The following is a 24,166-nucleotide window of genomic DNA, read 5'->3' on the forward strand; positions in this document are numbered from 1 at the left end:
GTATTTCTTAGCAATTTTTACGAAGCATTCTGTTTTGAAAGAGCATTTACTTGCTGAATTTGTAAGAGGTGTTTAGAATAAATAGAGGAAGTCATTCGGAAGGGGAAGACGAATGGAAGAGTTTAAATTATCAGAAAATGTATATATAAAAACGATTGCGATTCGTGTGAAAGATGTAGAAAAAATGGTCAACTTTTACAAGAATGTGTTGGGTTTTGTTTTAAAACTAGAAGAAAATAATTTGTCGATTTTTGGCTCACAGGAAAAAAATAGTCGTTTATTGATACTTGAAGAGTCAGAAACGAATGATGTACAAATGGAAGCCCAGAATCAGCTTATTCGTTTTTCTTTGTTCATTCCAACAGAAGAAGAATTTAGTAGCCTTTTAAGAAGGATAACAACACATCATTACCCTATCAGTAACTCTGAGCAAAAAGGAAGGCGTAGGAGTGTTTTTTTAGAAGATCCTGAAGGGAATGAGTTAGAGATTAGTTACCAATATAAAGGCAGATGTGAACAACACGACGGTTCATTTGATATACAAACACTGATCAAACAAAGCAACGTGTTATACTCAAACCTGTCGAAGGATGTTCGTTTTGATCGAATGTTGTTACGGGTGACAGACAAAAAAGGACATCACTATTTTTATCAAAAAATAATAGGGATAACTGAAGGAACAAACGATGAATTAATGATGAATAATGGTTTATTTTCAGTTTATTTAGAAGAGTTTCCTGAAAAGAGTACGGAACAAGTGCAAAAAAGAGAGTTACAAGGAGTCGATTTTTTGTTCTCACCCTAGAGTGTGAAGAAGAAATGAGAAAATTAAAAGAGCATTTAGAAGCAAAAAAGCAAGATTTTTTTGTTGATAAAAAATTAACGATTTTGACAATTTATGATCCGAGTGGTATTGAGTGGTGGTTTGTCCGAGACTAAGGTCATAATAAATGAACGAAAGAGTCATGAGGAATAAAGAATGTATAATGAAACCAGAAAAAAAATTAACGATTATTTAGATGAAGGGATTTTTCCAAGTGTTAGTTTTTCCTTTATCAAAGGAAGAACAAGCGAAGATTATGTTTGGGGAAATGCACAAGTACTACCAACAATCGAACCGTTAACAGCTTCGATGCTTTTTGATGTGGCCTCTTTGACGAAAGTTGTTTGTACAACAACCGTTGTCTTGCAGTTAATAGAAAAGGGAGCAATTGAACTTGATGCGCCGTTTATCCGCTATTATCCTGCGTTTGAAGATGGTGCGATAACGATTCGTCACCTATTGACCCATACTTCTGATATTGAAAGTTACATTGAAAATCGTGACAAACTGACTAAAGAGGAACTACGTCTTGCCTATCAATCAGTTAAATCTGGTGCTCAACTGGGCAAGAAAGTTGCTTACACAGACACTGGGACAATTCTCTTGGGATTCATGTTAGAAAAATTATTGGAAAAAGATGTTATTGATATTTTTAAAGAGTGTGTGCTAGATCCCTTAGGAATGTCGGAAAGCATTTTTTTACCTTCAGACGTATCGAAAACAGTTCCTACTGAAAATCATCCAGTTCGTGGATTGCTTCGCGGTCAAACCCATGATCCAAAAGCGTTTGTTCTGGCTGAACATGGGGGGAATGCAGGACTTTTTACCAATTTAAGGGATCTAAAAAAATTTACAACGATGTATTTAAATGAGGGCGTATATCAAAATCATCGATTACTAAAAAAAGAGACAATCCTATCGCTGTTATCCGATCAAACACCTACCAAAAAAGGGCACCGTTCTTTAGGATGGGATTTGAAAGAAGATAAAACTGGAGAGTTGATGTTGTTTCACACAGGTTATACGGGTACGTTCTTATTAATAGACGTTTTGGGAAATGAAGCTTTTGTGTTTTTATCTAACCGAGTACACCCTGTTGACAATAAAGAGGAATATATCGAAAAAAGAGATGAGCTTATTCAAACTTATTTAAATGAAAAAATAACTAACAAAGGTGAATCGCTTTCTTTTTAGTGGTATAATTATCAACGAGTATCATTCGGAAAGGAGTCTTTAACGATGCAACAACCACTATTTTTAACACCTGTTTTCCAAGAAAAAATTTGGGGTGGAGATCGACTGCATACTGTATTCGGTTTTAATCTACCTAGTAATAAAATTGGCGAAGATTGGGCGATTAGTGCACATCCTCATGGAGTAAGCACTGTAGAAAATGGGGAATATTCTGGTCAAAAACTAGATGAACTTTGGACGAACCATCGTGAGTTATTTGGAGAGGCTAAAGGGGATGTTTTTCCTTTATTAACAAAAATTTTGGATGCAGAAGATGATTTATCTGTGCAAGTACATCCAGACGATGCATACGGTTTGACTCACGAGGGAGAACTTGGAAAGACAGAGTGCTGGTATATTATTGATGCTGAACCAGGTTCCACCATCATTTACGGACATAATGCTAAAACACGAGAAGAATTGGAAGCGATGATTAAAGAAGAACGTTGGGATGATTTATTGAGAAAAGTTCCTGTTAAAAAAGGTGATTTTTTCTACGTACCAAGTGGCACAATCCACGCTATCGGCAAAGGAATTATGATTTTAGAAACCCAACAAAGCAGTGATACTACTTATCGTGTGTATGATTATGATAGAAAAGATGATCAGGGTCAGGCAAGAGAACTTCATATTCAACAATCGGTTGATGTGACGACCGTTCCAGCAAAGAATACTGAATTATCGATCCAACAGCAAAATCAAGGAGACTCAAGTATTATTACTTATTTGAAAACACCTTTTTTCAATGTTTACGAATGGCAAGTGAAAGGTGTATTGAAGTTAAAGAAAAATGCTCCATATACATTAGCAACTGTAACTGAAGGCGTGGGAAACTTGATTGTTGAAGAAGAAAACACGATGAAGACAGAGCGCTATGAATTGGGTAAAGGAACTAGCTTTATTTTACCAACCGATATCACTAAATGGCGTGTTGAAGGAGAGTTAACCATTATCGCTTCAGAACCTGGCGTAGAGGCATAAAAAGAGAAACTAAAAAATCAGACGAAAACAGTTCTTTCTGGAAAGAGGAGCTGTTTTCGTCTAATTCTTTATTGAACAGTCTGCATTTTTTCAGGAACAATGAAAGGTTCTTGGTATTTTTTTTCTAAAGCTGTTTTAATCAAGCGAATACCCAAGTTTTCATTTCGAGCAAGGATTGGACCGTGAAAGTAAGAACCAAAAACATTTTTATAGATTACACCTTCAGAACCATCTTCATTATTATTGCCTTTGCCTTGGATCACATTCCCTAAAGGACGTTCCCCTTTTCCTAGAAATGTTCGACCATTGTGGTTTTCAAAGCCATAGTATGTTTCATTAAATTCATCATTATGGATCACAATATCACCAATATATCGGTTATTATCCTGACTTAATGTATAGTGGTCTAATGCCCCAATACCATGGATTTTTTCACCTTTAGCGCCCATATAATAATGTCCTAATAATTGAAATCCGCCGCAAATCGCTAACATAACACCATCATTTTCAATATATTCGGTTAAAACTTCTTTTTTTGTTTGAATATCTTCTGAGATGATCAGTTGTTCAAAATCTTGCCCACCTCCGATAAAGACTAAATCATACTTTTTAGGGTCAAAAGGCTCATAGATACTGATGATTTCCGAGCGGAAAGAGACGTTCATTTGTTCAGAAAGGTATTTTAGCATCAATAAATTACCATTATCGCCATAAGTATTTAGTAAATTTCCGTATAAATGACACACAACTAATTCTTTAAGCACGATTCATTCCTCCTTGTTTTGAATGTTAGTTAGTGATATAACCTTGTGTTGCCAGTGATTTTCGTAATTGTAATACGGCAGTATACGTAGCCAAAATATAGACATGTTCAGTAGGAACTTCTTTAATCGCTTGGATTACTTCGTCTAAATTAGGGATCTCTTTTAATTTATCTTCCGGAATACCGGCCACTTTCAGGCGTAAAGCCATTTCCTTGTGACGATCTCCACCAGCAATCACCTCTGGAATATCCATTTGAGCGAAGGTTTCGTGGTCACCATCCCAAATCCAGCTAATATCAATCCCATCAGCATAATTTGCGTTTAATAAAGACACAAGTGAAAAAGAATAGGGCGCAAGTGCCATCATATCAATTACTTGATTTAAACCAACAGGATTTTTTACTAATATTAATGTACATAATTTATCACCGATTTTGATTGTTTCTTGACGTCCAAAGACTTTTTCATCATAGCTCAATCCAGCTCGGATCTTCTCTGGTGTTACACCATAATATTCAGCAACCGCTGTTGCGGCTAAGGCATTGTAGACATTGTACATTCCACCTACAGCAATTCCATACTCAGATCCATCGATAATAAAATCAGCAGAAGTATTGTCCATACGAACCATGTCAGTTAGTTTAATATCAAGTTCTGGACGGTGAAATCCACAGTTTGGGCAATAGTATTTACCCAAATTTGCATAAGTAATCATTTTGTATTGTAAAATGTGATGACATTTTGGACAAAGCAAACCATCTGTATTATAGTGAGCCATTTGCTCCTTATCTGGCTGATGATCAAAGCCATAATATTTTCTTTGATTCACGGTTTCAATAGAGTTAAAAATAGGTGAGTCACCGTTGCACAGGATGGGCGCTTCTGGAGCCGCTGCTGCGCCATCAACAATCAATTTATAGGTTGTGTAAATTTCACCATAACGATCCATTTGATCACGAAAAATGTTGGTAAATAAAAATAATTTTGGTTTGATGTATTTTGTTACTCGACTTAAACTGGCTTCATCAATCTCCAAAACTGCAAATTTTTTCTTTGCACCTTTATTTTTAGCAGATAAAAATGTTGAAACAATTCCTTGTTCCATATTAGCCCCAGTTGGATTTGTCAAGACATGATCGAATTCTTGTCTCAAAATATTGACTGTTAAAGCAGTAGTCAATGTTTTACCATTGGTTCCAGTAACAACAACGATTTCGTAATCTTTTGCTAAAGTATCTAAAATCTTTGGATCGATCTTTAATGCTAATTTTCCAGGGTAGCTACTGCCGCCTTTAAAAAATGTTTGTAATATCCATTGAGAAGTTTTTCCAGCAGCAATTGCCACGTGACTTCTGATTCCCATAAAAGTGCCCTCCAATTTCCATCAATTATTATTGATAGCATCAACAATAAACTCAATCTATAATACCACAATTGAAAAAAAAATTAATTCCTTTTACCTTTTCTTACCTATAATTAAATAAATTCCTAAGAGGTAAAATAATATGAGTTCAGAACGTTTTGATGAGTTCCATTTTTTTTGCGGCAAATACCATTGAAGGATTGGTTGAAAACTGCTAAGCTTTTTAAAAGAAGGTTTTTATTATTGGGGTTAAGGGGAAAGGAAAGAAAATGAATAAAAAAATAGTTGTTGTTGAAGATGAACAAGACATCCAAAAATTGATTAAAGAAACGATGGAACAACAAGGATATACTGTTGTAACTGCCGATGATGGTAAAGAAGCTAGTGATTTGATCGATGAACTTACAAACATTGATTTAGTTGTCCTTGATTTGATGTTGCCAAAAGTCGATGGCTTAACAGTGTTAAAAAAAATCAGAAGTGTAAGTAGTATTCCAGTCTTGATTCTATCAGCAAAAGATGGTGAATATGAAAAGATTTTAGGGCTAGAATTTGGGGCGGATGATTATTTGACAAAACCATTTTCATTATTGGAATTACAAGCGAGAGTGAAGGCACTGTTGCGCAGAAACAATGAATATCAAGTGCAAGGCAAATCAGAAGAGAGAGAAAGAAAAATTACCATTGGTGAATTAGTTATACAGCCAGATAATTTTTCAGTAAAAAAGAATGATACAACTGTAAATTTGACGGCCAAAGAATTTCAAATATTAAACCTCTTTGTTTCTAATCCTAAAAAAGTCTATACAAAAGTTCAATTGTATAAAGAAATATGGGATGAAGAGTTTATTCATGATGAAAATGTTATGAATGTTCATATACGTAGATTAAGAAAAAAAATCGAAAATGATCCTTCAAATCCAATCTATATAAAAACAGTTTGGGGAATAGGATATAAATTAGGAGTTGAATCCTAACTATGCAGGTTACACTATTCTTAAGTTTCATTCTTTTATTTGGTTTAATAAGTTGCCTACTATTTCTTAAAAATAGAGCGCTAAATCAACAATTGAACCAAATTACAAATGAATTGTCAAATCAAGTAGCACAGGATAAGAAAAAGAAAATTCAACTATTCTCAGACGAGTTGGCCATCCAAAAATTATTAGTTCAAATCAATCAATTGCTCGATAATCATCAAGCATTAGCCATCAGCCAATTACGCCAAAGTAATGGCAGTAAAAAGATGCTATCCAATATCTCTCATGATTTAAAAACACCATTGACGGTTATTTTGGGGTATTCAGAAATGCTTTTGTTCGATGAAGAACTAACAACAAAGACTTTAGTAAAAGAGCGCATTGAACGAATCAAAAAACAAGCTGAAAATGTGTTGCATACAATCAATGTCTTCTTTGACCTAGCAAAATTAGAATCGGACGAATTTCTATTAAAGCAAGAAAAAATAGATTTAACAGAACTCTGTCGCAATGAAATCCTCACCTACTTTGAAGCATTAGAAAACGATCGAACAGAGGTCGTAGTCGATATTAGCGAAACACCAATGTATATAGTAGGTGATACAGAAGCGATGAAAAGAATTCTTTCAAATTTGTTAAGTAATGCCATACGATATGGAAATGAAGGACACTATTTAAAATTAAGCGTTTGGGCTGACAAACAAAAAGCATTTATAGAAGTCACGGATAAAGGACGAGGGATTTTAGAAGAAAATCACGAAAAAATTTTTGAACGATTATTTACATTAAATGACTCTCGAAATAAAAATTATCAAGGGAGTGGGCTAGGATTAACGATTACCAAACAGTTAGTGGAAGCAATGTCGGGTACAATTAAACTCTACAGTAAGCCATATCATAAAACGATTTTTACTGTCAGTTTTCCAATTGAATAGATGTATGAAGGCAAACTAAGAAAAATGTCATTCAATGAAAAATACAAGGCTATTTCTATATGATTATGTATGAGTAAAACAAAATCTGGAACGTTTTTGTTTTACTCATTTTTTTGTAGAATCAGTTAATCATGTTAATGTAAGTTTTTCTTTCGATAAAAGTAAGAAAAAAGTCATAAACAATCAGCAAAGTTGAGTAGAATAAGGGTATAGCTTAAAGAAAAGGGGTTTAAAAATGGAAAAAGCAATCGAGTTAAGGGAAATTAGTAAAAAAATAGGTGATCAAGACATTTTGCACAATGTGTCAATGACGATAAAAAAAGGGAGTATTTATGGTTTTTTAGGCCCTAATGGTTCAGGAAAAACAACAGTGATGAAAATAATTTTAAATTTACTTAAAGCAGATTCTGGTATTGTAAAAGTGTTTAACCACGTGGTTGAGCCAACCTCATATAAGTACTTACAGACAATTGGTAGTATTATTGAATATCCAGTGTTTTACGATCATCTATCCGCTTGGGAAAACTTAAATTTACATTGTGAGTATAGTGGATATTATAATAAAGAACAAATTCATAAAGTGCTAGATATTGTTGGTTTGAAAGACATTAAAAAAAAGAAAGTCAAAGAATTTTCTCTAGGGATGAAACAACGGTTAGGAATTGCTCGTACTTTGATAACACAGCCAGAAATCCTGCTATTAGATGAGCCGATAAATGGCTTAGATCCTTTTGGGATTCGTGAAGTCAGAGAGTTATTAGTTCGAATCAACCAAGAATTAGGTACGACTATTTTAATCTCTAGTCACATCATATCAGAAATAGAATCGATCTCAGATACGATTGGCTTTATAAAGAATGGTCGGATGGTAAGAGAAGTCGAAAGAAGTATGCTAGCACAAGAAAATCTTCAATATATTGAAGTGACAGTTAGTGATGTAAAAAAAGCAGTTCAAGTATTGGATGAAACCTTGATGTTGAAAAATTTTAAAGTGATTTCAACATCTAAAATTAGAATATATGAACAAGAAGTTGATTCAAAAGAGATCAATCGAGAATTAGTGTTACATGGCGTAGATATTTTAGCCGTTGATCAGCAATCAAATACATTAGAAGAATATTTTATGGAATTAATGAGTGAGGGAGAAAAAAGATGATTAAATTGATAAGACTAGAAAGAGCGAAAATGAAGTTTACAAAGTATACACTAAGTGCGGTGATTATCAGCGTGGTTATTATTTTAATGACGGCTTCTATGGGGATTTTTGCAGAAAATGGAGAAATAGTATTTAATGGGGTTAAAGAATTACTATTGGCAGGAGATCTGCTGATTCGAGTATCATTCACTATTTTAGCGGGGGTTTTATTAGCTCAGGTGGTCATTAAAGAATTTGAAAGAGACACAATTAAAATCTTGTTTACATATCCAATCTCCAGAAAAAAAATCATGTTGGCAAAGTTGTTAGTTGTTTTTGGCATGACGATGTTTCTAACTTTATTCTCTGAATTATTATTTATTAGCTCGATCACATTGTTAAATAATTCCTTTCAAATTACTAAAGAAATGATTGACTTTTCTATGATCAAAAGCTATTTGATTCATACAGCTTTATTTAGTGGAATAACAACTGCTTGTATCGGATTAGTTCCCTTGTATTTTGGTATGATAAAAAAATCAGTAATTGTTACAATTAGTTCGGCTGTTGTTGTTAGTCTTGTATTAAATGGTAATGTTGGCGGAGATGGCATCAGCTCAAATGCATTTTCGTTTTCACTAGTCCCAATTACTTTATGTATTATCGGTATTACGATGGCGTATCTTGCCTTTTTCAGAATTGATAGAAAAGATATTCTCTAAACAGAAAATAACATAAAAAAAGTCTTAAACAACAACTATCTAAAAAATGGTGATTGTTTAAGGCTTTTTATATCTAGTTTCTTTTAATCATTTGAGCCTTATCTCTTGTTAGTTGTGAATGTTAGCGTTTTCTGATAACATAACACTAGCATGTCACTTAGATAAAATTATATTAGGTATGGAAGAATCAATAGAAAAACAAGGATTTATTTTTCCGTTACCAAGGAGGATTTTCATGTTTCAATGGAAAAAGCTTAAAAAAGAAGACAGAAAAAGGGAAATTCTAGCAGGAACAACTTCATTTTTTGCCATTTCTTACATTATCATGGTGAATACGGTCATTTTGGCTGAGGCTGGGATGCCAAAAGAATTAACCATTTTCGGGACGATATTTATTTCAATTATTGGCTCGATTTTGATTGGGTTAGTTGCTGATGCTCCAATCGTTTTAACAACAGGGATGGGTGTTAATTCATTTTTTACCTATACCTTAGTTCTTTCATTAGGATTGACCTGGCAGCAAGCGTTGGCGGTTAGTTTTTGTTCAGGAGTTGTTTATTTACTGGTTGCTTTTACAAAGCTAAGTAAATTGTTTGCAGAAGTGGTGCCAGAAACCTTAAAAACTGGAATTACTGTAGGGATCGGCTTTTTCCTTGTGTTGATTGGTTTGGAAAAAGGGCATTTGATTTTACGAGGAGAGCATACTTTTTTACAGTTAGCGCCGTTAGATAATACTTTAACGTTGTTGACGTTGTTTTCTCTTATTTTGACGGTCACTTTATTTATCAAAGGGATTCAAGGTAGCTTTTTCATAGGGATTGTCGCGGTGACTCTGATTGCAAATATCTTTGGTATGGTTACGCCCACAGAACATTTTTCTTTAAGTGGGTTAGGAAATTATTCTCAAATTTTTTTGCGATTAGATTTTAGTTCATTTTTCTCTAAAAGTTTTTTACTAGGAGTATTTGCGTTATCCATGATTTTGATTTTTGAATCAATGGGCTTACTTAAAGGATTGATGCCAGAAGCGGACGAAAATAAATATTTACGAGCATATCGTATAACAGGTTTTATTACATTACTTTCCAGTATACTGGGAACAAGTCCAACTGTAGCAGCGGCTGAAAGTGCCACAGGAATTGAAGAAGGAGGAAAAACAGGACTCACTGCGATTACGAGTGGTATTGGCTTCTTTTTTGCTTTAGTAGCCCTTCCTTTTTTGTCTTACATTCCGGATTCAGCATTAGCACCAGCAATTATTATAACGGGATTTTTAATGATCCAACAAATCAAAACACTGCATTTTGATGATTTCAGTGATTATTTTCCTGCTATGCTGATGATTGTATTGATTCCATTTACGATGAACATTTCTGATGGAATGGCGTTTGGTTTTGTCGCCTATCCATTAACGAAATGGGTTGCAGGAAAAAAAGCAGAACTTCCATTTCCTATGTGGCTGATTTCAGGATTATTTCTGATTTATTTAATTGTCAATATACTGATATAAAATGAAAAGAGTGTGGGAGATAACTCTAAAAGTTATAGCTAAGAGTCCTATAAAAAAACAAATGGCAGGAACAGAAGCAACTCTTTTGGAAATAAGCTGAATGCTTCTGTCCCGCCTCTTTTAGCCAATAATAATTTTTTCAGATGGATATTCATACCCGATATCTCGTGTTTCTTTTGGAACAAATAACATCAAGGTATAAAGCATACCAATTCGACCGATAAACATTAATAAAGCAATCATCACTTTTCCTACAGTAGTCAAATCAGAGGTAATGCCTAAAGATAAGCCAGTTGTACCAAATGCTGAGGCCACTTCAACAATGATAGCAATCAATGGATGATCTTCGGTAGCTGTCAAAAATAATACGGCAAAGAAACACATAATTAATGAAAGCATAAACACAACAATCGATTTTTTCACATCATCATCATCAATCCGTCGTCCAAAGACATTGATCTTATCTTCGCTTTTCAAAAAAGCATATAAGTATAAACCGATAATCGCGACGGTTGTTGTCCGAATCCCTCCCCCAACTGAGCTAGGACTACAGCCAATAAACATCAACAAAGAGAACACAATCAAGGTAGTGACTTGAAAATCACCTAAATCATTGATTTGCAATCCCGCATTTCTGGTAGTCATAGAGTAGAACATGGATGTAATCCATCGTTGAATCTCATCCATCCCTAAGAATAGATGATCTTTCTCTAATAAATAGATTAAAAGTGTTCCACCCACAAACAAAATCATAAAGGCTAATAACGCAATTTTACTAAACAAAGAAAAACGAAAAGGCAATCCTCTTTTTTTCTTCTTAAAAAATAACCATTCACGAACTTCCATCAATACAGGAAAACCAATCCCGCCGATAAAAATTAGAAACATGATTACAATTAAAAAAACATAATCATGAGCAAAAGGAATAATTGAGTCACCAGTCACATCAAATCCCGAGTTTGTAACAGCAGAAATCGATTGGTAAAAACCAAAGAAAATTGCTTTAGACCAACTATTATAATAGCCAGAAAAATAAAAATAAGTAGAAAAGAAGGCACCAAAAATCATCTGAAACCATAAAATAATTGTAAATGTCGTTCGGATTAAACGGACAATTCCGCTTAATTTCGGTTGATTCATGTCCGTCATAATCAATTGACGCTGCTTTAAAGAAATTCTACGCTTGGATAGAATAATAAAAGCGGTAGAAATCATCATAATTCCTAATCCGCCAATTTGAAAAAGAATCTCCATTAAAATAATCCCGCGATCATTAAACACGGAATTGATATCAAAGGTAGATAATCCTGTCACACTGACTGTGCTGATCGCCATAAACATCATATCAATAAAGCCAACATGAGAGCCTGGTTCTCTAAAAAAAGGTAGACAGAAGAGTAAATAAGAAACTACCGTCATAATAATATAGTATGAAACAATGATTTGAATAGATGAAAAATTATTGGAAACAAAACGTCTTCCCTTACGTTGAGCCAGCCAAATAAGCCGCATTCGATTCATAATGGACCTCCTGAATATCATTAAAACAAGTATAGCAGAAAATAAAAGATGGGCAAATAAAGAATGATGCGTTAAAAGAAATAAGAAATTGATTAAAAAAAATAAGAATTCACCACAAACCCCACAGAACATGTTATTTTAATCACAAAGGTGTAACATCTATAGTGCTGATTAGATGTTTTTATATTATTTATAAATGTGATTGAATTCACATGATGTGGATAAAGGGAAAATAACTGTTTGTTTTGGTTAAACTTTTCAAGAGGTGGGGAAAAAATGAAAAAAGTAATCATAAGTTTACTATCATTAAGTTTATTTGCAGGAATCGCTGTAGGATGTACAAGTGACCAAGAAAAATCAGCCAAAAGCACTAAAGCATCAAAAGAAAGTACAGAAGCAACGTCAGGTGCTTCTGCGAACGGTTATTCTGATTTAAGCGAATTAGAAGATAAATACGATATTGTGATCGTTGGTGCAGGTGGTGCGGGTATGACAGCAGCGCTTCAGGCAAAAGAAGCTGGAATGAATCCCGTAATTTTAGAAAAAATGCCAGTAGCTGGCGGCAATACAATCAAGTCTTCGTCAGGAATGAATGCTTCACAAACGAAATTTCAAAAAGAAGATGGAATTACTGATAGCAACGATACGTTTTTTGAAGAAACCTTAAAAGGTGGAAAAGGAACAAATGACAAAGAATTACTCCGCTTTTTCGTCGATCATTCGGCAGATGCGATTGATTGGTTAGACAGCAAAGGAATCGTTTTAAGCAACCTTACGATTACTGGAGGGATGAGCGAAAAACGGACACATCGTCCAGCAGATGGCTCGGCAATCGGCGGTTATTTAGTTGATGGACTTGTTAGAAATGTCAAAGAAGAGAAGATTCCGCTATTTGTTAACGCAAATGTAACAGAATTAATGGAAAAAGACGGTCAAGTAAATGGCGTTAAAGTCAAACTAAATGACGAAGAAACAAAAGAAATCAAAACAAATGCTGTTATCGTTACAACAGGCGGTTTTGGTGCAAATAAAGAAATGTTGGAAGAATATGATCCTAAATTAAAAGACTATGTCACAACCAATCAAGAAGGAACAACAGGCGATGGCATTAAAATGATTGAAAAACTTGGTGGAGCAACGGTAGATATGAAAGAAATTCAAATTCATCCAACCGTTCAACAAGATAAATCATTCTTAATTGGCGAAGTTGTCCGTGGTGAAGGTGGGATTTTAGCTTCTAAAGAAGGAACTCGTTTTGTTAATGAAATGGATACACGTGATAAAGTCTCTGCTGCAATTACTGCATTACCAGAAAAATCAGCTTACCTAGTCTTTGACCAAGGTGTTCGCGATCGTGCCAAAGCAATCGATTTTTATGACGAACAAGGATTTGTCGTAGAAGGAAGCAACATTGAAGAATTGGCTAAAAAAATCGATATGCCAGAAGCAAAATTGAAAGAAACACTTGAACAATGGAATAAAGATGTTCAAGCAAAATCAGATGCACAATACGGACGTAAAACAGGAATGGATCACGACTTATCAAAAGGTCCATATTACGCAATTAAAATTGCACCTGGAATCCATCATACAATGGGTGGTGTGAAAATCAATACGAAAACAGAAGTATTGAAACAAGACGGTTCACCGATCAAAGGCTTATATGCAGCTGGTGAACTCACTGGTGGCCTGCATGGAGCAAACCGTATTGGCGGAAATGCTGTCGCTGATATCATCATTTTTGGTCGTCAATCAGGAACAGAAGCAGCCGCATTTGCTTCTACACAAAAATAAATAAACATAAGGAACTAATAGATAAACGCTTGCGTCTATCTATTAGTTTTTTAATTAAATAAAAATATATTATCAAGTACATAAGCATTTGAGGTATTAGGTCACAAACGCTATAAGATAACTAGAAAAATTGTTAAAGATCGTAAACAATACATCTATATAATTTGTTTACAATGATAAATTGCATAAAAAAGAACATATACAGAAAAATTTTTCCAAACAAACCCATTTATACATCAGCTTTAATTTTAACACTGTAAAAAGCGTCGATTTTATAGTAAGTTTTTTTTCTGATGAATGATAAGAATAGATAGAGCAATACCACCAAAAATAATGCAATCATCATTACGATCCTATCTATTTTATTGTACTTTTGGTAAAATAAATAGTAATTAGAATTAAAGTTTAATTATACTAAGTACTCTTTTAGTAAACGAAAAAAGTAGGTGGAAAATGAAAAAGAAACTATTAGTAGTTATAGGTATCATTGTAATAATTATAATTGGGATTGGAGGGAAAGTTATGTTAGACAATAAGAAACAAGAGGATAAAATGATTAAGATTGTGAATAGTCAAGAAGCAAAAGAAGTATTTGAAAATGGTTTAAAAGTACTTGACCCGAAAGCACTGACAGAAGAAGGAATTATCAAATCGTATGAAATTGATGAAGAAAGTATCAAACATAATCCTATGGGTGGGATAAATGTAACACTTTTTGCTAATAAAAAATCTAATCTATATATTTTCTTCACACTCAACAAAGATGAAAATGGGAATTTAACTGATGAAGGTGGTGGAAATTCTTCTGATTTAGAAAGATTATTGGAGGATAAGTAGATGAGTAATAACTACACTGATAAACAAAGAATGGAAATAGCTGAACAAGAATATAATTCATATAAAGAATCAGACCCAGTAAAAATAGGAAAAGAGAAAAATAAGATAGGTTATGTATCTCAAGTAAATGATAAATCCACTGGAGAACAATCATTTGTTATTACAGATAACTATGTATCACCAACTTCGCCTTTATCTGAAAGAAATCAAGTAAAAGAAGTTACGGTAATTTATCGTGGTTCTTCTTTTGAGTTATCATCAGATGCTGCAAAAGACTGGTTGCTAAATGATATTCCAACAGGAATACAAGTGGCTAATGGTGGTGGAGCAGTAGCAACGCCACAATTGCAGTCTTCGGCAGAAACCTTAAAAAATGCCATGGAATTATATCCAAATGCACAAGTATTTGTTTATGGACACTCATTAGGTTCCATGAATGCGCAATACGCAGTTTCAGATTTATCGGATAAAGATAGTTTACGTATTGCAGGTGGATTTTTTTATGAAGGGCCCAATATTTATGGTGTTCTATCCCCTAAACAACAAGCAACAGCAGATGCCCTAACAAAATTAAACAAATTATTTAACTATGTGGATTCAAAAGACCTTGTTCCAATCGGTTATGGTTCGGGTAAACTATCAGTAGGAAATATTATTAGAGTAAACGCCAAAAAAGTAGGACTCATTGACCAACATATGTGGGGTGGATATGATTTTAATAAAGATGGAAGTATTAAGGCTACAAAAGAAGGCAGTCTCCAACTAGCAAAATACATGGTAACTCAACAGTTATCTGCAATAGATATGATGAGAAAGAGTTTTATGAAAAGCGGTGGTGGTCTTTCTAAATCAGAAGAGATTTTTCTTGATGCATCAGAAGCAATGGCAATCACCCAAGGGATGAAACAAACAATTAGTGGTGAAATTACAGAGCTCAAACAAATGTATACAGACGCTATCAAAAATGCAGGAGATTTGTGGAGAACAACCAAATCAAATGCTGAAAATACAGGTTCCCATTTATCTTATGGAGAGTGTATCGATGCATTAGCTAGAGGAAATGCAACAGAAAGTAGCATCGTAAGAGAACCCGTACGTGAATATGAGCAGAAATTAGCGAAAGCTACAAAGATAAGCCGAAATTATGATAAATTATTACAGAAAATAGGGGAGTCAATTACGAAACAATTAGAAACAGACCAAGAGTTAGCGAATCAGATAAGGAGCATGTAATGGAAAAAGAAGAAGAGCTATCTAAAAAAATGGATGCGTTAGAAACAGACTATAGAAAAGAAAAACAACAAATCGAAGAAACAGTTAATGATGTACATAATGAGAATCGAATATTTCGTAGAGAAATCGAAAGTTTAGCTGATTTTGTGAGATACATGGCCAAAAGAGAAGAAGCTACTGAGCCAGAAGCCCTGCAACAAGCCTATAGATTCATTCAAGAAACACAAGAAGAAGGTCAAATGATTGTTAAGAAAACATTAAATAAATTAGATGATAAGCAAGAAGAACAAAGAATTTTGTATCAAAAACAAAGAATGTCCTATGAAGAGGATATTTTACAAGCAAGGAAGGAAAGGAATTCATAAATGTTAGATGCACTAAAAGAAAATTTAGCTGATATCCGAAAAGAATTAGAAAAAAAGTTGATTCAGACATTTGTAGCTAGTCAAAGCCATGCAACATCTGAAAATCGTAAAAAAATGATGGATCAAATGGAAAAAGAAAAGATGAACGGGTTAAAAAGCACAAGTTCCAGTTATCTATCCAGTTTTAAAACATCAGCAAAAGGGCAATGGGTAAAACAAGCTGAACAAACATTCAAACAAACTACCGAGCAATTCGCTGACTTATAAAATCATATCCCATTAGCTAAGAGAGATAATTTTTACGATTGTTCTCTCTTTTTTTGTTTTCTTAATATAAAAAATTATAGGAGCCTATCTAAGACGAGTTAATAATGAAGTAAACGATTCATTCAAATTGAAAATCTCTGGTAGGTGAAATCCCTTTATACACCACCTTTAAATTTACTACTGTAAAAAGCATCAATTTTATAGTAAAATACGAGAGGAGCAAAACGAAAGGTGACGACGGACGAATGGCACAATTATTTTTTAAATATGGCGCAATGAATAGTGGGAAAACAATTGAAATACTAAAAGTGGCGCACAATTATGAAGAACAGGATAAACCTGTTGTTATTATGACAAGCGGACTTGATACTAGAGATGGCGTTGGTATCGTTTCAAGCCGTATCGGCCTTAGAAGAGAAGCTATCCCTATTTTTAAAGAAACCAATGTCTATGAATTAATTCAAGAACTGGACTATCAGCCTTATTGCATTTTGGTCGATGAATCACAATTTCTAGAAAAAAAACATGTGATCGAATTTGCAAAAGTAGTAGATGAATTAAATATTCCAGTAATGGCATTTGGTTTAAAAAATGATTTTCGTAATGAATTATTCGAAGGATCAAAATATTTACTATTATATGCGGATAAATTGGAAGAACTAAAAACGATTTGCTGGTTCTGTCATAAAAAAGCGACAATGAACCTTCATTATATCGATGGTCAACCGGTTTACGAAGGAACCCAAGTTCAAATTGGAGGCAATGAAGCCTACTATCCAGTATGCCGTAATCACTATTTTCACCCACCCATTGATGGTGAACAAGAAAAAAACGAAAAATAAACCATACTTATCTAAAGAAAAAGGAGCAACCAACTATGTACGATCAGTTACAATCAATTGAAGATCGCTATGAAGAATTAGGTGAGCTATTAAGTGATCCAGAAGTTATTGGCGATACGAAACGATTTATGCAATTATCAAAAGAAGAAGCAAGCACAAGAGAAACAGTAGAAGTATACCGTCGCTACAAACAAGTTGTTGATGGAATCGCAGATACAGAAGAATTACTTGGTGAAAAACTAGATGCAGAAATGGCTGAAATGGCCAAAGAAGAACTTTCAGAGTTGAAGAAGGAAAAAGAAGTTTTAGAAGAACGCATTAAAATTTTACTGTTGCCGAAAGACCCAAATGATGATAAAAACATTATCATGGAAATCCGTGGTGCAGCAGGTGGGGACGAAGCAGCGTTATTTGCTGGGGATTTATTTGGAATGTACCAAAAATATGCGGAATCTCAAGGCTGGAAAATCGATGTCATGGAAGCCAGCATCACTGGTATCGGCGGCTATAAAGAAGTGATCATGATGATTTCTGGAGAAAATGTTTTCTCTAAACTAAAATATGAAAGTGGTGCGCACCGTGTACAACGTGTTCCATCTACGGAATCACAAGGACGTATCCATACTTCAACAGCCACTGTTGTCGTATTACCTGAAGCGGAAGAAGTAGAATTGGATCTTGCTGATAAAGATATTCGTACCGATATATATCATGCCAGTGGTGCGGGAGGTCAGCACGTCAATAAAACAGCTTCTGCTGTTCGTTTAACGCATATTCCAACAGGGATTGCCGTAGCGATGCAAGATGAACGCTCACAAATCAAGAACCGTGAAAAAGCGATGAAAATTTTACGCGCTCGAGTATACGACCAAATACAGCAAGAAGCACAAAGCGAATATGATGCAAATCGTAAATCTGCTGTAGGGACTGGAGACCGTTCAGAACGAATTCGTACGTATAACTTCCCGCAAAATCGTGTGACGGATCACCGTATTGGGTTAACAATCCAAAAACTAGATCAAATTTTAGCTGGGAAATTAGATGAAATCGTTGATGCTTTAGTTTTATACGATCAAACATCAAAATTAGAAGAGATGCAAAATGGGTAACCGTTATTTTGAAGTCCTTGAACGGGCTTCTTCTTTTTTAGAAAAACAAGGCATAGAAGGCCACAGTATTCTATTTGTTTTTTTAGAAAGAAAAGGCTGGACGAAAACAGATTGGCTTCTTCATTTAAAAGAGAAGATATCAGCAGAAGACGAGCAGCAAATCAACGAGGATTTAAAGAAGCTTGCTGAAAATTATCCGCCGCAGTATTTATTAGGCTATAGTGATTTTTATGAACATCGCTTTTTAGTCAACGAGCATACCTTGATACCTAGACCGGAAACAGAAGAGTTAGTGGATCGCTGTTTAAAAGAAAATCCTAATGACTCATTCACTGTTGTCGACGTGGGGACAGGAACAGGAGCAATAGCAATCAGCTTGAAATCAGTACGAAGCAATTGGCAAGTAACAGCAGTCGATATTTCTGAAGAAGCATTACAGATTGCTCGGAAAAATGCGCAACTTCTAGAAACAGAGGTACATTTTATTCATGGAGATGGTCTAAAACCATTGAAGGAAGCCAAAATCGACATCTTAATTTCAAATCCACCCTACATTAGTAAAAGTGAATGGGCGTTAATGGATGAAAGTGTCCGGACATTTGAGCCAAAAACAGCTTTATTTGCGGAAAATGATGGTCTAGCCATTTATCAGCAATTAGCGCATGAAGCAAAAGACTTACTGAATCCTAATGGGAAAATTTACTTAGAAATTGGGTTCCAGCAGGGAAACGCTGTGAAACAAATTTTTCAAGAAGCCTTTCCAGAAAAACAAATAGAAATTGCCAAAGACCTATCAGGAAATGATCGAATGGTGATTGTTTCATCAAAAGAAGGAGAGAAGTAACCTTGGAGACAAAACTATTTACCGCCAAAGAAATCAAGCCAGCCGCCGCATTGATTCGTCAAGGAGCACTAGTTGCTTTTCCTACCGAAACAGTATATGGACTTGGAGCAAACGCACTTAATGAACAGGCAGTAAAACAAGTCTATGCTGTAAAAGGTCGTCCGAGTGATAATCCGCTGATTGTTCATGTCAGTCATTTCGAGATGGTCAAACAATATGTTACCGATTTTCCTGTTCACACGAAACAATTAGTTGATTCTTTTTGGCCTGGACCGTTAACCTTGATTTTTACGGTCAAACCAGATACATTCTCTAAAACCGTAACGGGGGGACTAAAAACAGTCGCGTTTCGGATGCCAAATAATGCTCAGACACTAGACTTGATTAATCAAGCAGGCGTTCCGATTGTTGGTCCAAGTGCAAATACCTCTGGAAAACCTAGTCCGACAACAGCTCAGCATGTTTACCATGATTTACAGGGCAAAATTGCAGGGATTTTGGATGATGGGCCAACACAAATTGGTGTGGAGTCAACGGTTGTGGATTTGACTGCGGCAGATGGCATACCAGTAATTTTAAGACCTGGAGCAATCACCAAAGAACAATTAGAAGAAGTGGTTGGGACGGTAAAAGTCGATCAACATCTAATTAGTGAGAAGGAAACACCAAAAGCGCCAGGAATGAAGTATAAACACTACTCACCAGATGTGCCTGTATGGATTATCGATGGAGATAGTCAAGTAGTTGAAAAAGCCATTGAATGGGCGAAAAGTGAAAATAAACGAATTGGTTTATATGTAGATGATATTTTGAGTGAGAAGTTTTCTGAAAAAGTAGAGGAAATTTTTTCATTTGGTGAAAGTAACGTAGAACAAGCAACTAAATTTTTATTTGCTGGACTCCGCTCATTAGATGAAAGAAATATTGATGTGATTTTTGCCCAAAACTTCCCAGAAACAGGATTAGGGATCGCTTACATGAATCGCCTGAAAAAAGCAGCAAATCAAAAAATTCTAAAAATTGATTCGATTTTTGAGTAGAGAGCTTTTAAGTATGATACAATCGGTACAAACAAATGAAATGGAGGCTTGTTTAATGGAGTATAAAACATTTGATCCGGAGTTATGGGATGCAATTGCAAAAGAAAACGATCGTCAAGAAAACAACTTGGAGCTGATTGCCTCAGAGAATGTTGTTTCAAAAGGGGTTATGGCGGCGCAAGGAAGTATTTTGACGAATAAATATGCAGAAGGATATCCAGGCAAACGCTATTATGGCGGTTGCGAGTTTATCGATATCGTTGAAGATTTAGCAATTGATCGTGCGAAAGAATTATTTGGGGCAAAATTTGCAAATGTTCAGCCACATTCAGGTTCACAAGCAAATACAGCCGCATATCTTTCATTAATTGAACCAGGTGATACTGTTCTAGGGATGGATTTGTCTGCGGGAGGACATTTAACCCATGGTTCACCAGTGAATTTTAGTGGGAAAACCTATAACTTTGTCAGCTACGGTGTGGATCCAACAACAGAAGTGATCGATTATAATGTTGTACGCATTTTAGCTCGTGAACACCAGCCAAAATTGATCGTAGCAGGAGCAAGCGCTTATTCTCGTACAATTGATTTTGAAAAATTCCGCGAAATCGCAGACGAAGTTGGCGCAAAATTAATGGTAGATATGGCTCATATTGCAGGACTTGTAGCTGCAGGCTTACATCCAAATCCAGTGCCATACGCTGATATTACAACTTCTACAACACACAAAACACTACGTGGACCACGTGGTGGACTTATTTTAACTAATGATGAAGAATTAGCTAAAAAAATCAATAGCAATATATTCCCTGGCATTCAGGGCGGACCTTTAGAACATGTAATCGCTGGTAAAGCAGTAGCTTTTAAAGAAGCATTAGATATTACATTCAAAGAATACAGTGAACAAGTTATTGAAAATGCAAAAGCAATGACAAAAGTCTTTAATCAAACACCAGAAGCACGTTTAGTAAGTGGTTCAACAGATAACCATTTATTATTGATCGATGTAAGTGGCTTTGGTTTAAATGGTAAAGAAGCAGAAGCAATTTTGGATAGCGTAAATATCACTGCGAATAAAAATTCGATTCCATTTGAACAGCTTAGTCCGTTCAAAACAAGTGGCATTCGTATTGGAACTCCTGCAATCACTACTAGAGGATTCAAAGAAGATGATTGTGTGGAAGTAGCTAAATTAATCGTTAAAGTGTTAAAAGATCACGAAAATGAAGCCACTCTTTCTGAAGTTCGTGCCTCTGTTAGTGAATTAACAAAAAAATATCCACTTTATAAGTAAAAGTTTCGAGTGATTGACTAGTCAATCGCTCGTTTTTGTTTTACAATAGGAAGGAATAAATTATTGAAGGAGAATGAGCATGGGAAAATTCCAAGTTATTGATCATCCACTGATCCAACACAAATTAACAATCATTAGAGACAAAGATTGTGGAACAAAGGTTTTTCGTGAAGTCGTCAATGAGATCGCAATGCTTATGGCATATGAAGTTTCAAGAGATATGCCTTTAGAAGATGTTGTTATCGAGACACCGATCTGTGAAACAACACAAAAAACATTATCTGGTAAAAAGGTAGCTATTGTACCGATTTTACGAGCAGGTATTGGGATGGTAGATGGTATTTTGGAATTGATTCCAGCAGCGAAAGTAGGACATATCGGTTTGTATCGTGATCATGATACATTAGAACCAGTTGAATATTTCGTAAAAATGCCAGAAGATATTGATGCACGTCAATTATTTGTTGTCGATCCAATGTTAGCTACAGGTGGCTCAGCAATCATGGCAATTGATGCATTGAAAGCACGTGGCGGCAGCAATATTAAATTTGTTTGTTTAGTTGCAGCGCCAGAAGGTGTGAAAGCTTTACAAGAAGCACATCCAGATATTGATATTTACACTGCAGCATTAGATGAGTATCTAGATAAAGATGGCTATATCGTTCCAGGTCTTGGTGACGCTGGCGACCGTTTATTCGGAACTAAATAGGTAAAATATAAAAGAGCCTGAAACATAACTCAAAAGTTATGTTTCAGGCTCTTGCTATCCAAATAAACGCGGGAACGAGTTAAACACGTCTGTCTGAATCCTTTTTTTATAAATAAAAAATCCATCCAATAATCATGGATGGAAAAATCTATACTTTTTTCAGTTTTTTGTAATTGATGACAATCACACCATTACTTTTAACCATTAAATCAGTGTTTTCAGAATTTTCATCAATTTCCACAACAGCAGAATTATTCAATTGCTTCGTAATAATCCCTGTTTGTGTCTGACCATGCATCAAGAAAGTGACCTGAGTATCAACAGTGAATAAATCTCCTTCCACAGAAGGCTCAACAGGACGATTAAAGTTACCGAAATTAGACATTCAAAAAAACTCCCTTTCTTAACTACTTCTATTATACCATAAATGAAGAAAAATTTCAGAAAACTAATTTTATTTTAAAAAACGAACACTTTCTGACTTTACAAAAGGTAGGTTTAGTCTTATAATTTTGGTGTATTGCCAGCTTAGCTCAGTTGGTAGAGCAACGCACTCGTAATGGGTACGCATGGATCAGTTACGTTGCTGGCAGTGGCAAACGTCGCTATGTTGCTGTTGGTCCTGACGATGGTCAAGTGAATACGACTTGGGGCAGAGGGTTCTTTAATTAAAAAATAGCCCTCCGTAAAAAAGGAGGGCTTCAACTCAATTATTTAGTTCAATTTTCATTTCAGCGATAACTTTTTCATCCAAATATCATAAACTTGTTCTGTAACGTGTAAACCATCATAAGTTAGATTCTCGTTGAGGTTATTATTTTTATCTGATATTTCTGAATTAATATCAAGTATAGTTATATCATCAGGTAAACTAGATTCCAAAGAATCGTTAAATTGGTCAATTAATTGATTATTGAGTTTTACATTCGTATTAAGATACTCGTATTTTTTTTCATTTATATGGAATAAAGCTGTCGATTTAATAATTGATTTAGGATATTTCTTTTTTAGCAATTTTATTAAAGAAAGATATTCTTCAATAGAATCAGATATTTTATTTCCTGAAGCGACATCATTTATTCCAATCATCAGGATGATTTGCTCAGGCTTATACAGGTTCAAATTATCTAATTCTCCAATTAAATCTTTAATTCTGGCGCCGGAGACACCTCTATTGATGTATTTTGTACTTCCTAAGTATTCTTCCCAATTATTACCAGCTATAATGGAATCTCCAAGAAACACAATCTTAGAATCTGTTTTAGGCATTTCCTTAAATAATGATACTTTTCTTTTATATTCTGGGTTGGCTACTACATCAATTTTATTATTAGATAATTTATTTTCAATTCTTTTTATATAATCTCCTTTAAGTAAAAAGAAAATATTTGTTAGTATTAAAATCAAACACAACCAGAACCAAACAACTTTATAAAACGGTGATTTCTCTCTTTTTCGCATAAGTACACTCCTAATTTTTATATTAATTGGATTGTAACAAATTGTTAAGAAAAATGAAACCACCTTTTATATCAGTCTAGAAAGAAAAGTATATTGTCACAACTCATTTCTGCGTTCAGCGATTAGCTGTTCAAGCTCATCTAGGTCTTCTAGTTTTGATTTACTGCGGATGAATGACCTTGCAGCGCTTCTACTTTTAAGGTAATTTGAATGTTCTTTGTTCTTTTTCTCCCAACGTTTGTTAGCTTCTGCTTGAGGTGTTTTTTCTTTCAATGTACTCAACTCCTTATCTAAACCAGATAAACCAAGCTACAACGACAATGAACACAAGCCAGATTATAAACGCCTTCCAATCAAAACTAATTCGTTCAAGGGTAAATGTGCCTTTACCTTTTTCCCACTGT

The 24,166-nt window shown here is 34.7% G+C and carries 27 protein-coding genes and 1 tRNA gene; 22 read left to right on the forward strand and 6 right to left on the reverse strand.

The window, feature by feature from the left end; translation table 11 throughout:
* Nucleotides 1-112 precede the first annotated feature (112 nt).
* From A5880_RS14065 to manA, 4 genes are read left to right on the forward strand one after another with little or no spacing between them, the layout of a single operon-like run.
* A complete protein-coding gene (locus A5880_RS14065; protein ID WP_336577193.1) occupies nucleotides 113-805 on the forward strand; it encodes a VOC family protein in 693 nt (230 codons plus the stop codon).
* A gap of 14 nt (nucleotides 806-819) precedes the next feature.
* Nucleotides 820-939: a CppA C-terminal domain-containing protein gene (locus tag A5880_RS14070; protein WP_336577194.1), complete on the forward strand. Its 120-nt coding sequence runs from the start codon at nucleotides 820-822 to the stop codon at nucleotides 937-939.
* 40 nt (nucleotides 940-979) lie between these two features.
* Complete coding sequence (locus A5880_RS14075) at nucleotides 980-2,017, forward strand: serine hydrolase domain-containing protein (protein ID WP_086329644.1); 1,038 nt, start codon at nucleotides 980-982, stop codon at nucleotides 2,015-2,017.
* A gap of 45 nt (nucleotides 2,018-2,062) precedes the next feature.
* Nucleotides 2,063-3,037: a mannose-6-phosphate isomerase, class I gene (manA, locus tag A5880_RS14080; protein WP_086329645.1), complete on the forward strand. Its 975-nt coding sequence runs from the start codon at nucleotides 2,063-2,065 to the stop codon at nucleotides 3,035-3,037.
* Between the two features lie 68 nt (nucleotides 3,038-3,105).
* Here manA and A5880_RS14085 read toward each other — a convergent pair whose 3' ends face one another.
* Nucleotides 3,106-3,804: a type 1 glutamine amidotransferase gene (locus A5880_RS14085; RefSeq protein WP_086329646.1), complete on the reverse strand. Its 699-nt coding sequence runs from the start codon at nucleotides 3,802-3,804 to the stop codon at nucleotides 3,106-3,108.
* A 22-nt stretch (nucleotides 3,805-3,826) separates the two neighbouring features.
* A complete protein-coding gene (locus tag A5880_RS14090) occupies nucleotides 3,827-5,164 on the reverse strand; it encodes a Mur ligase family protein (protein ID WP_086329647.1) in 1,338 nt (445 codons plus the stop codon).
* Between the two features lie 269 nt (nucleotides 5,165-5,433).
* Between A5880_RS14090 and A5880_RS14095 the strand changes: the two genes are divergently transcribed.
* The 5 genes from A5880_RS14095 to A5880_RS14115 all read left to right on the forward strand — a co-directional run bounded on the left by A5880_RS14095 (nucleotide 5,434) and on the right by A5880_RS14115 (nucleotide 10,446).
* A complete protein-coding gene (locus tag A5880_RS14095) occupies nucleotides 5,434-6,141 on the forward strand; it encodes a response regulator transcription factor (RefSeq protein ID WP_086329648.1) in 708 nt (235 codons plus the stop codon).
* A 2-nt stretch (nucleotides 6,142-6,143) separates the two neighbouring features.
* The gene (locus tag A5880_RS14100) at nucleotides 6,144-7,079 is read left to right on the forward strand and encodes a sensor histidine kinase (protein ID WP_086329649.1); all 936 of its coding nucleotides are present in this window, start codon (nucleotides 6,144-6,146) and stop codon (nucleotides 7,077-7,079) included.
* A 235-nt stretch (nucleotides 7,080-7,314) separates the two neighbouring features.
* Nucleotides 7,315-8,235 carry an ABC transporter ATP-binding protein gene (locus tag A5880_RS14105; RefSeq protein WP_086329650.1) on the forward strand — a complete coding sequence of 307 codons (921 nt, stop codon included), beginning with the start codon at nucleotides 7,315-7,317 and terminating at the stop codon, nucleotides 8,233-8,235.
* Nucleotides 8,232-8,936 (forward strand): ABC transporter permease, encoded by a 705-nt coding sequence (locus tag A5880_RS14110; protein ID WP_086329651.1) that lies wholly within the window; start codon nucleotides 8,232-8,234, stop codon nucleotides 8,934-8,936. Before A5880_RS14105 ends, A5880_RS14110 begins: the two co-directional genes overlap by 4 nt.
* 235 nt (nucleotides 8,937-9,171) lie before the next feature.
* Nucleotides 9,172-10,446 (forward strand): NCS2 family permease, encoded by a 1,275-nt coding sequence (locus A5880_RS14115; protein WP_086329653.1) that lies wholly within the window; start codon nucleotides 9,172-9,174, stop codon nucleotides 10,444-10,446.
* A gap of 120 nt (nucleotides 10,447-10,566) precedes the next feature.
* Here the strand turns inward: A5880_RS14115 and A5880_RS14120 are convergent, their stop codons facing one another.
* Nucleotides 10,567-11,967 carry a TrkH family potassium uptake protein gene (locus tag A5880_RS14120; RefSeq protein WP_086329655.1) on the reverse strand — a complete coding sequence of 467 codons (1,401 nt, stop codon included), beginning with the start codon at nucleotides 11,965-11,967 and terminating at the stop codon, nucleotides 10,567-10,569.
* Nucleotides 11,968-12,243: 276 nt separating this feature from the next.
* Here A5880_RS14120 and A5880_RS14125 point away from each other — a divergent pair, with 276 nt between their 5' ends.
* The 11 genes from A5880_RS14125 (at nucleotide 12,244) to upp (ending at nucleotide 22,301) form a co-directional block, all read left to right on the forward strand.
* Nucleotides 12,244-13,761, forward strand: coding sequence for a flavocytochrome c (locus A5880_RS14125; protein ID WP_086329656.1), 1,518 nt, complete (start codon nucleotides 12,244-12,246; stop codon nucleotides 13,759-13,761).
* 453 nt (nucleotides 13,762-14,214) lie between these two features.
* Complete coding sequence (locus A5880_RS14130; protein ID WP_086329658.1) at nucleotides 14,215-14,598, forward strand: DUF1310 family protein; 384 nt, start codon at nucleotides 14,215-14,217, stop codon at nucleotides 14,596-14,598.
* Nucleotides 14,599-15,831: a hypothetical protein gene (locus A5880_RS14135; protein ID WP_086329660.1), complete on the forward strand. Its 1,233-nt coding sequence runs from the start codon at nucleotides 14,599-14,601 to the stop codon at nucleotides 15,829-15,831.
* On the forward strand, nucleotides 15,831-16,196 hold the full coding sequence (locus A5880_RS14140) for a hypothetical protein (protein WP_086329662.1): 366 nt from the start codon (nucleotides 15,831-15,833) through the stop codon (nucleotides 16,194-16,196). Before A5880_RS14135 ends, A5880_RS14140 begins: the two co-directional genes overlap by 1 nt.
* The gene (locus A5880_RS14145) at nucleotides 16,197-16,463 is read left to right on the forward strand and encodes a hypothetical protein (RefSeq protein WP_086329663.1); all 267 of its coding nucleotides are present in this window, start codon (nucleotides 16,197-16,199) and stop codon (nucleotides 16,461-16,463) included.
* A 245-nt stretch (nucleotides 16,464-16,708) separates the two neighbouring features.
* Nucleotides 16,709-17,305 (forward strand): thymidine kinase, encoded by a 597-nt coding sequence (locus A5880_RS14150; protein WP_086329665.1) that lies wholly within the window; start codon nucleotides 16,709-16,711, stop codon nucleotides 17,303-17,305.
* A gap of 35 nt (nucleotides 17,306-17,340) precedes the next feature.
* Nucleotides 17,341-18,414, forward strand: a complete 1,074-nt coding sequence (gene prfA, locus A5880_RS14155) for a peptide chain release factor 1 (RefSeq protein WP_086329666.1) — start codon at nucleotides 17,341-17,343, stop codon at nucleotides 18,412-18,414.
* Nucleotides 18,407-19,258 carry a peptide chain release factor N(5)-glutamine methyltransferase gene (gene prmC / locus A5880_RS14160; RefSeq protein WP_086329668.1) on the forward strand — a complete coding sequence of 284 codons (852 nt, stop codon included), beginning with the start codon at nucleotides 18,407-18,409 and terminating at the stop codon, nucleotides 19,256-19,258. The genes prfA and prmC overlap by 8 nt, the downstream gene beginning before the upstream one ends.
* A gap of 2 nt (nucleotides 19,259-19,260) precedes the next feature.
* Nucleotides 19,261-20,298 (forward strand): L-threonylcarbamoyladenylate synthase, encoded by a 1,038-nt coding sequence (locus tag A5880_RS14165; RefSeq protein ID WP_086329670.1) that lies wholly within the window; start codon nucleotides 19,261-19,263, stop codon nucleotides 20,296-20,298.
* Nucleotides 20,299-20,353: 55 nt separating this feature from the next.
* Nucleotides 20,354-21,592, forward strand: a complete 1,239-nt coding sequence (gene glyA / locus A5880_RS14170) for a serine hydroxymethyltransferase (protein ID WP_086329671.1) — start codon at nucleotides 20,354-20,356, stop codon at nucleotides 21,590-21,592.
* A 79-nt stretch (nucleotides 21,593-21,671) separates the two neighbouring features.
* Nucleotides 21,672-22,301, forward strand: a complete 630-nt coding sequence (gene upp / locus A5880_RS14175; protein WP_069645130.1) for a uracil phosphoribosyltransferase — start codon at nucleotides 21,672-21,674, stop codon at nucleotides 22,299-22,301.
* A gap of 148 nt (nucleotides 22,302-22,449) precedes the next feature.
* Here the strand turns inward: upp and A5880_RS14180 are convergent, their stop codons facing one another.
* Nucleotides 22,450-22,686: a hypothetical protein gene (locus A5880_RS14180; protein ID WP_086329672.1), complete on the reverse strand. Its 237-nt coding sequence runs from the start codon at nucleotides 22,684-22,686 to the stop codon at nucleotides 22,450-22,452.
* A gap of 137 nt (nucleotides 22,687-22,823) precedes the next feature.
* Here A5880_RS14180 and A5880_RS14185 point away from each other — a divergent pair.
* Nucleotides 22,824-22,893 (forward strand) — tRNA-Thr (locus A5880_RS14185).
* Nucleotides 22,875-22,973: a hypothetical protein gene (locus A5880_RS14190; RefSeq protein WP_256924804.1), complete on the forward strand. Its 99-nt coding sequence runs from the start codon at nucleotides 22,875-22,877 to the stop codon at nucleotides 22,971-22,973. Before A5880_RS14185 ends, A5880_RS14190 begins: the two co-directional genes overlap by 19 nt.
* 54 nt (nucleotides 22,974-23,027) lie before the next feature.
* Here A5880_RS14190 and A5880_RS14195 read toward each other — a convergent pair whose 3' ends face one another.
* Nucleotides 23,028-23,762, reverse strand: coding sequence for a GDSL-type esterase/lipase family protein (locus tag A5880_RS14195; RefSeq protein ID WP_086329674.1), 735 nt, complete (start codon nucleotides 23,760-23,762; stop codon nucleotides 23,028-23,030).
* Nucleotides 23,763-23,858: 96 nt separating this feature from the next.
* Nucleotides 23,859-24,035: a hypothetical protein gene (locus tag A5880_RS14200; protein WP_086329676.1), complete on the reverse strand. Its 177-nt coding sequence runs from the start codon at nucleotides 24,033-24,035 to the stop codon at nucleotides 23,859-23,861.
* Nucleotides 24,036-24,166: the final 131 nt, after the last annotated feature.

The organism is Enterococcus sp. 4G2_DIV0659 (assembly GCF_002140715.2).
Lineage (GTDB): Bacteria > Bacillota > Bacilli > Lactobacillales > Enterococcaceae > Enterococcus_L > Enterococcus_L mansonii.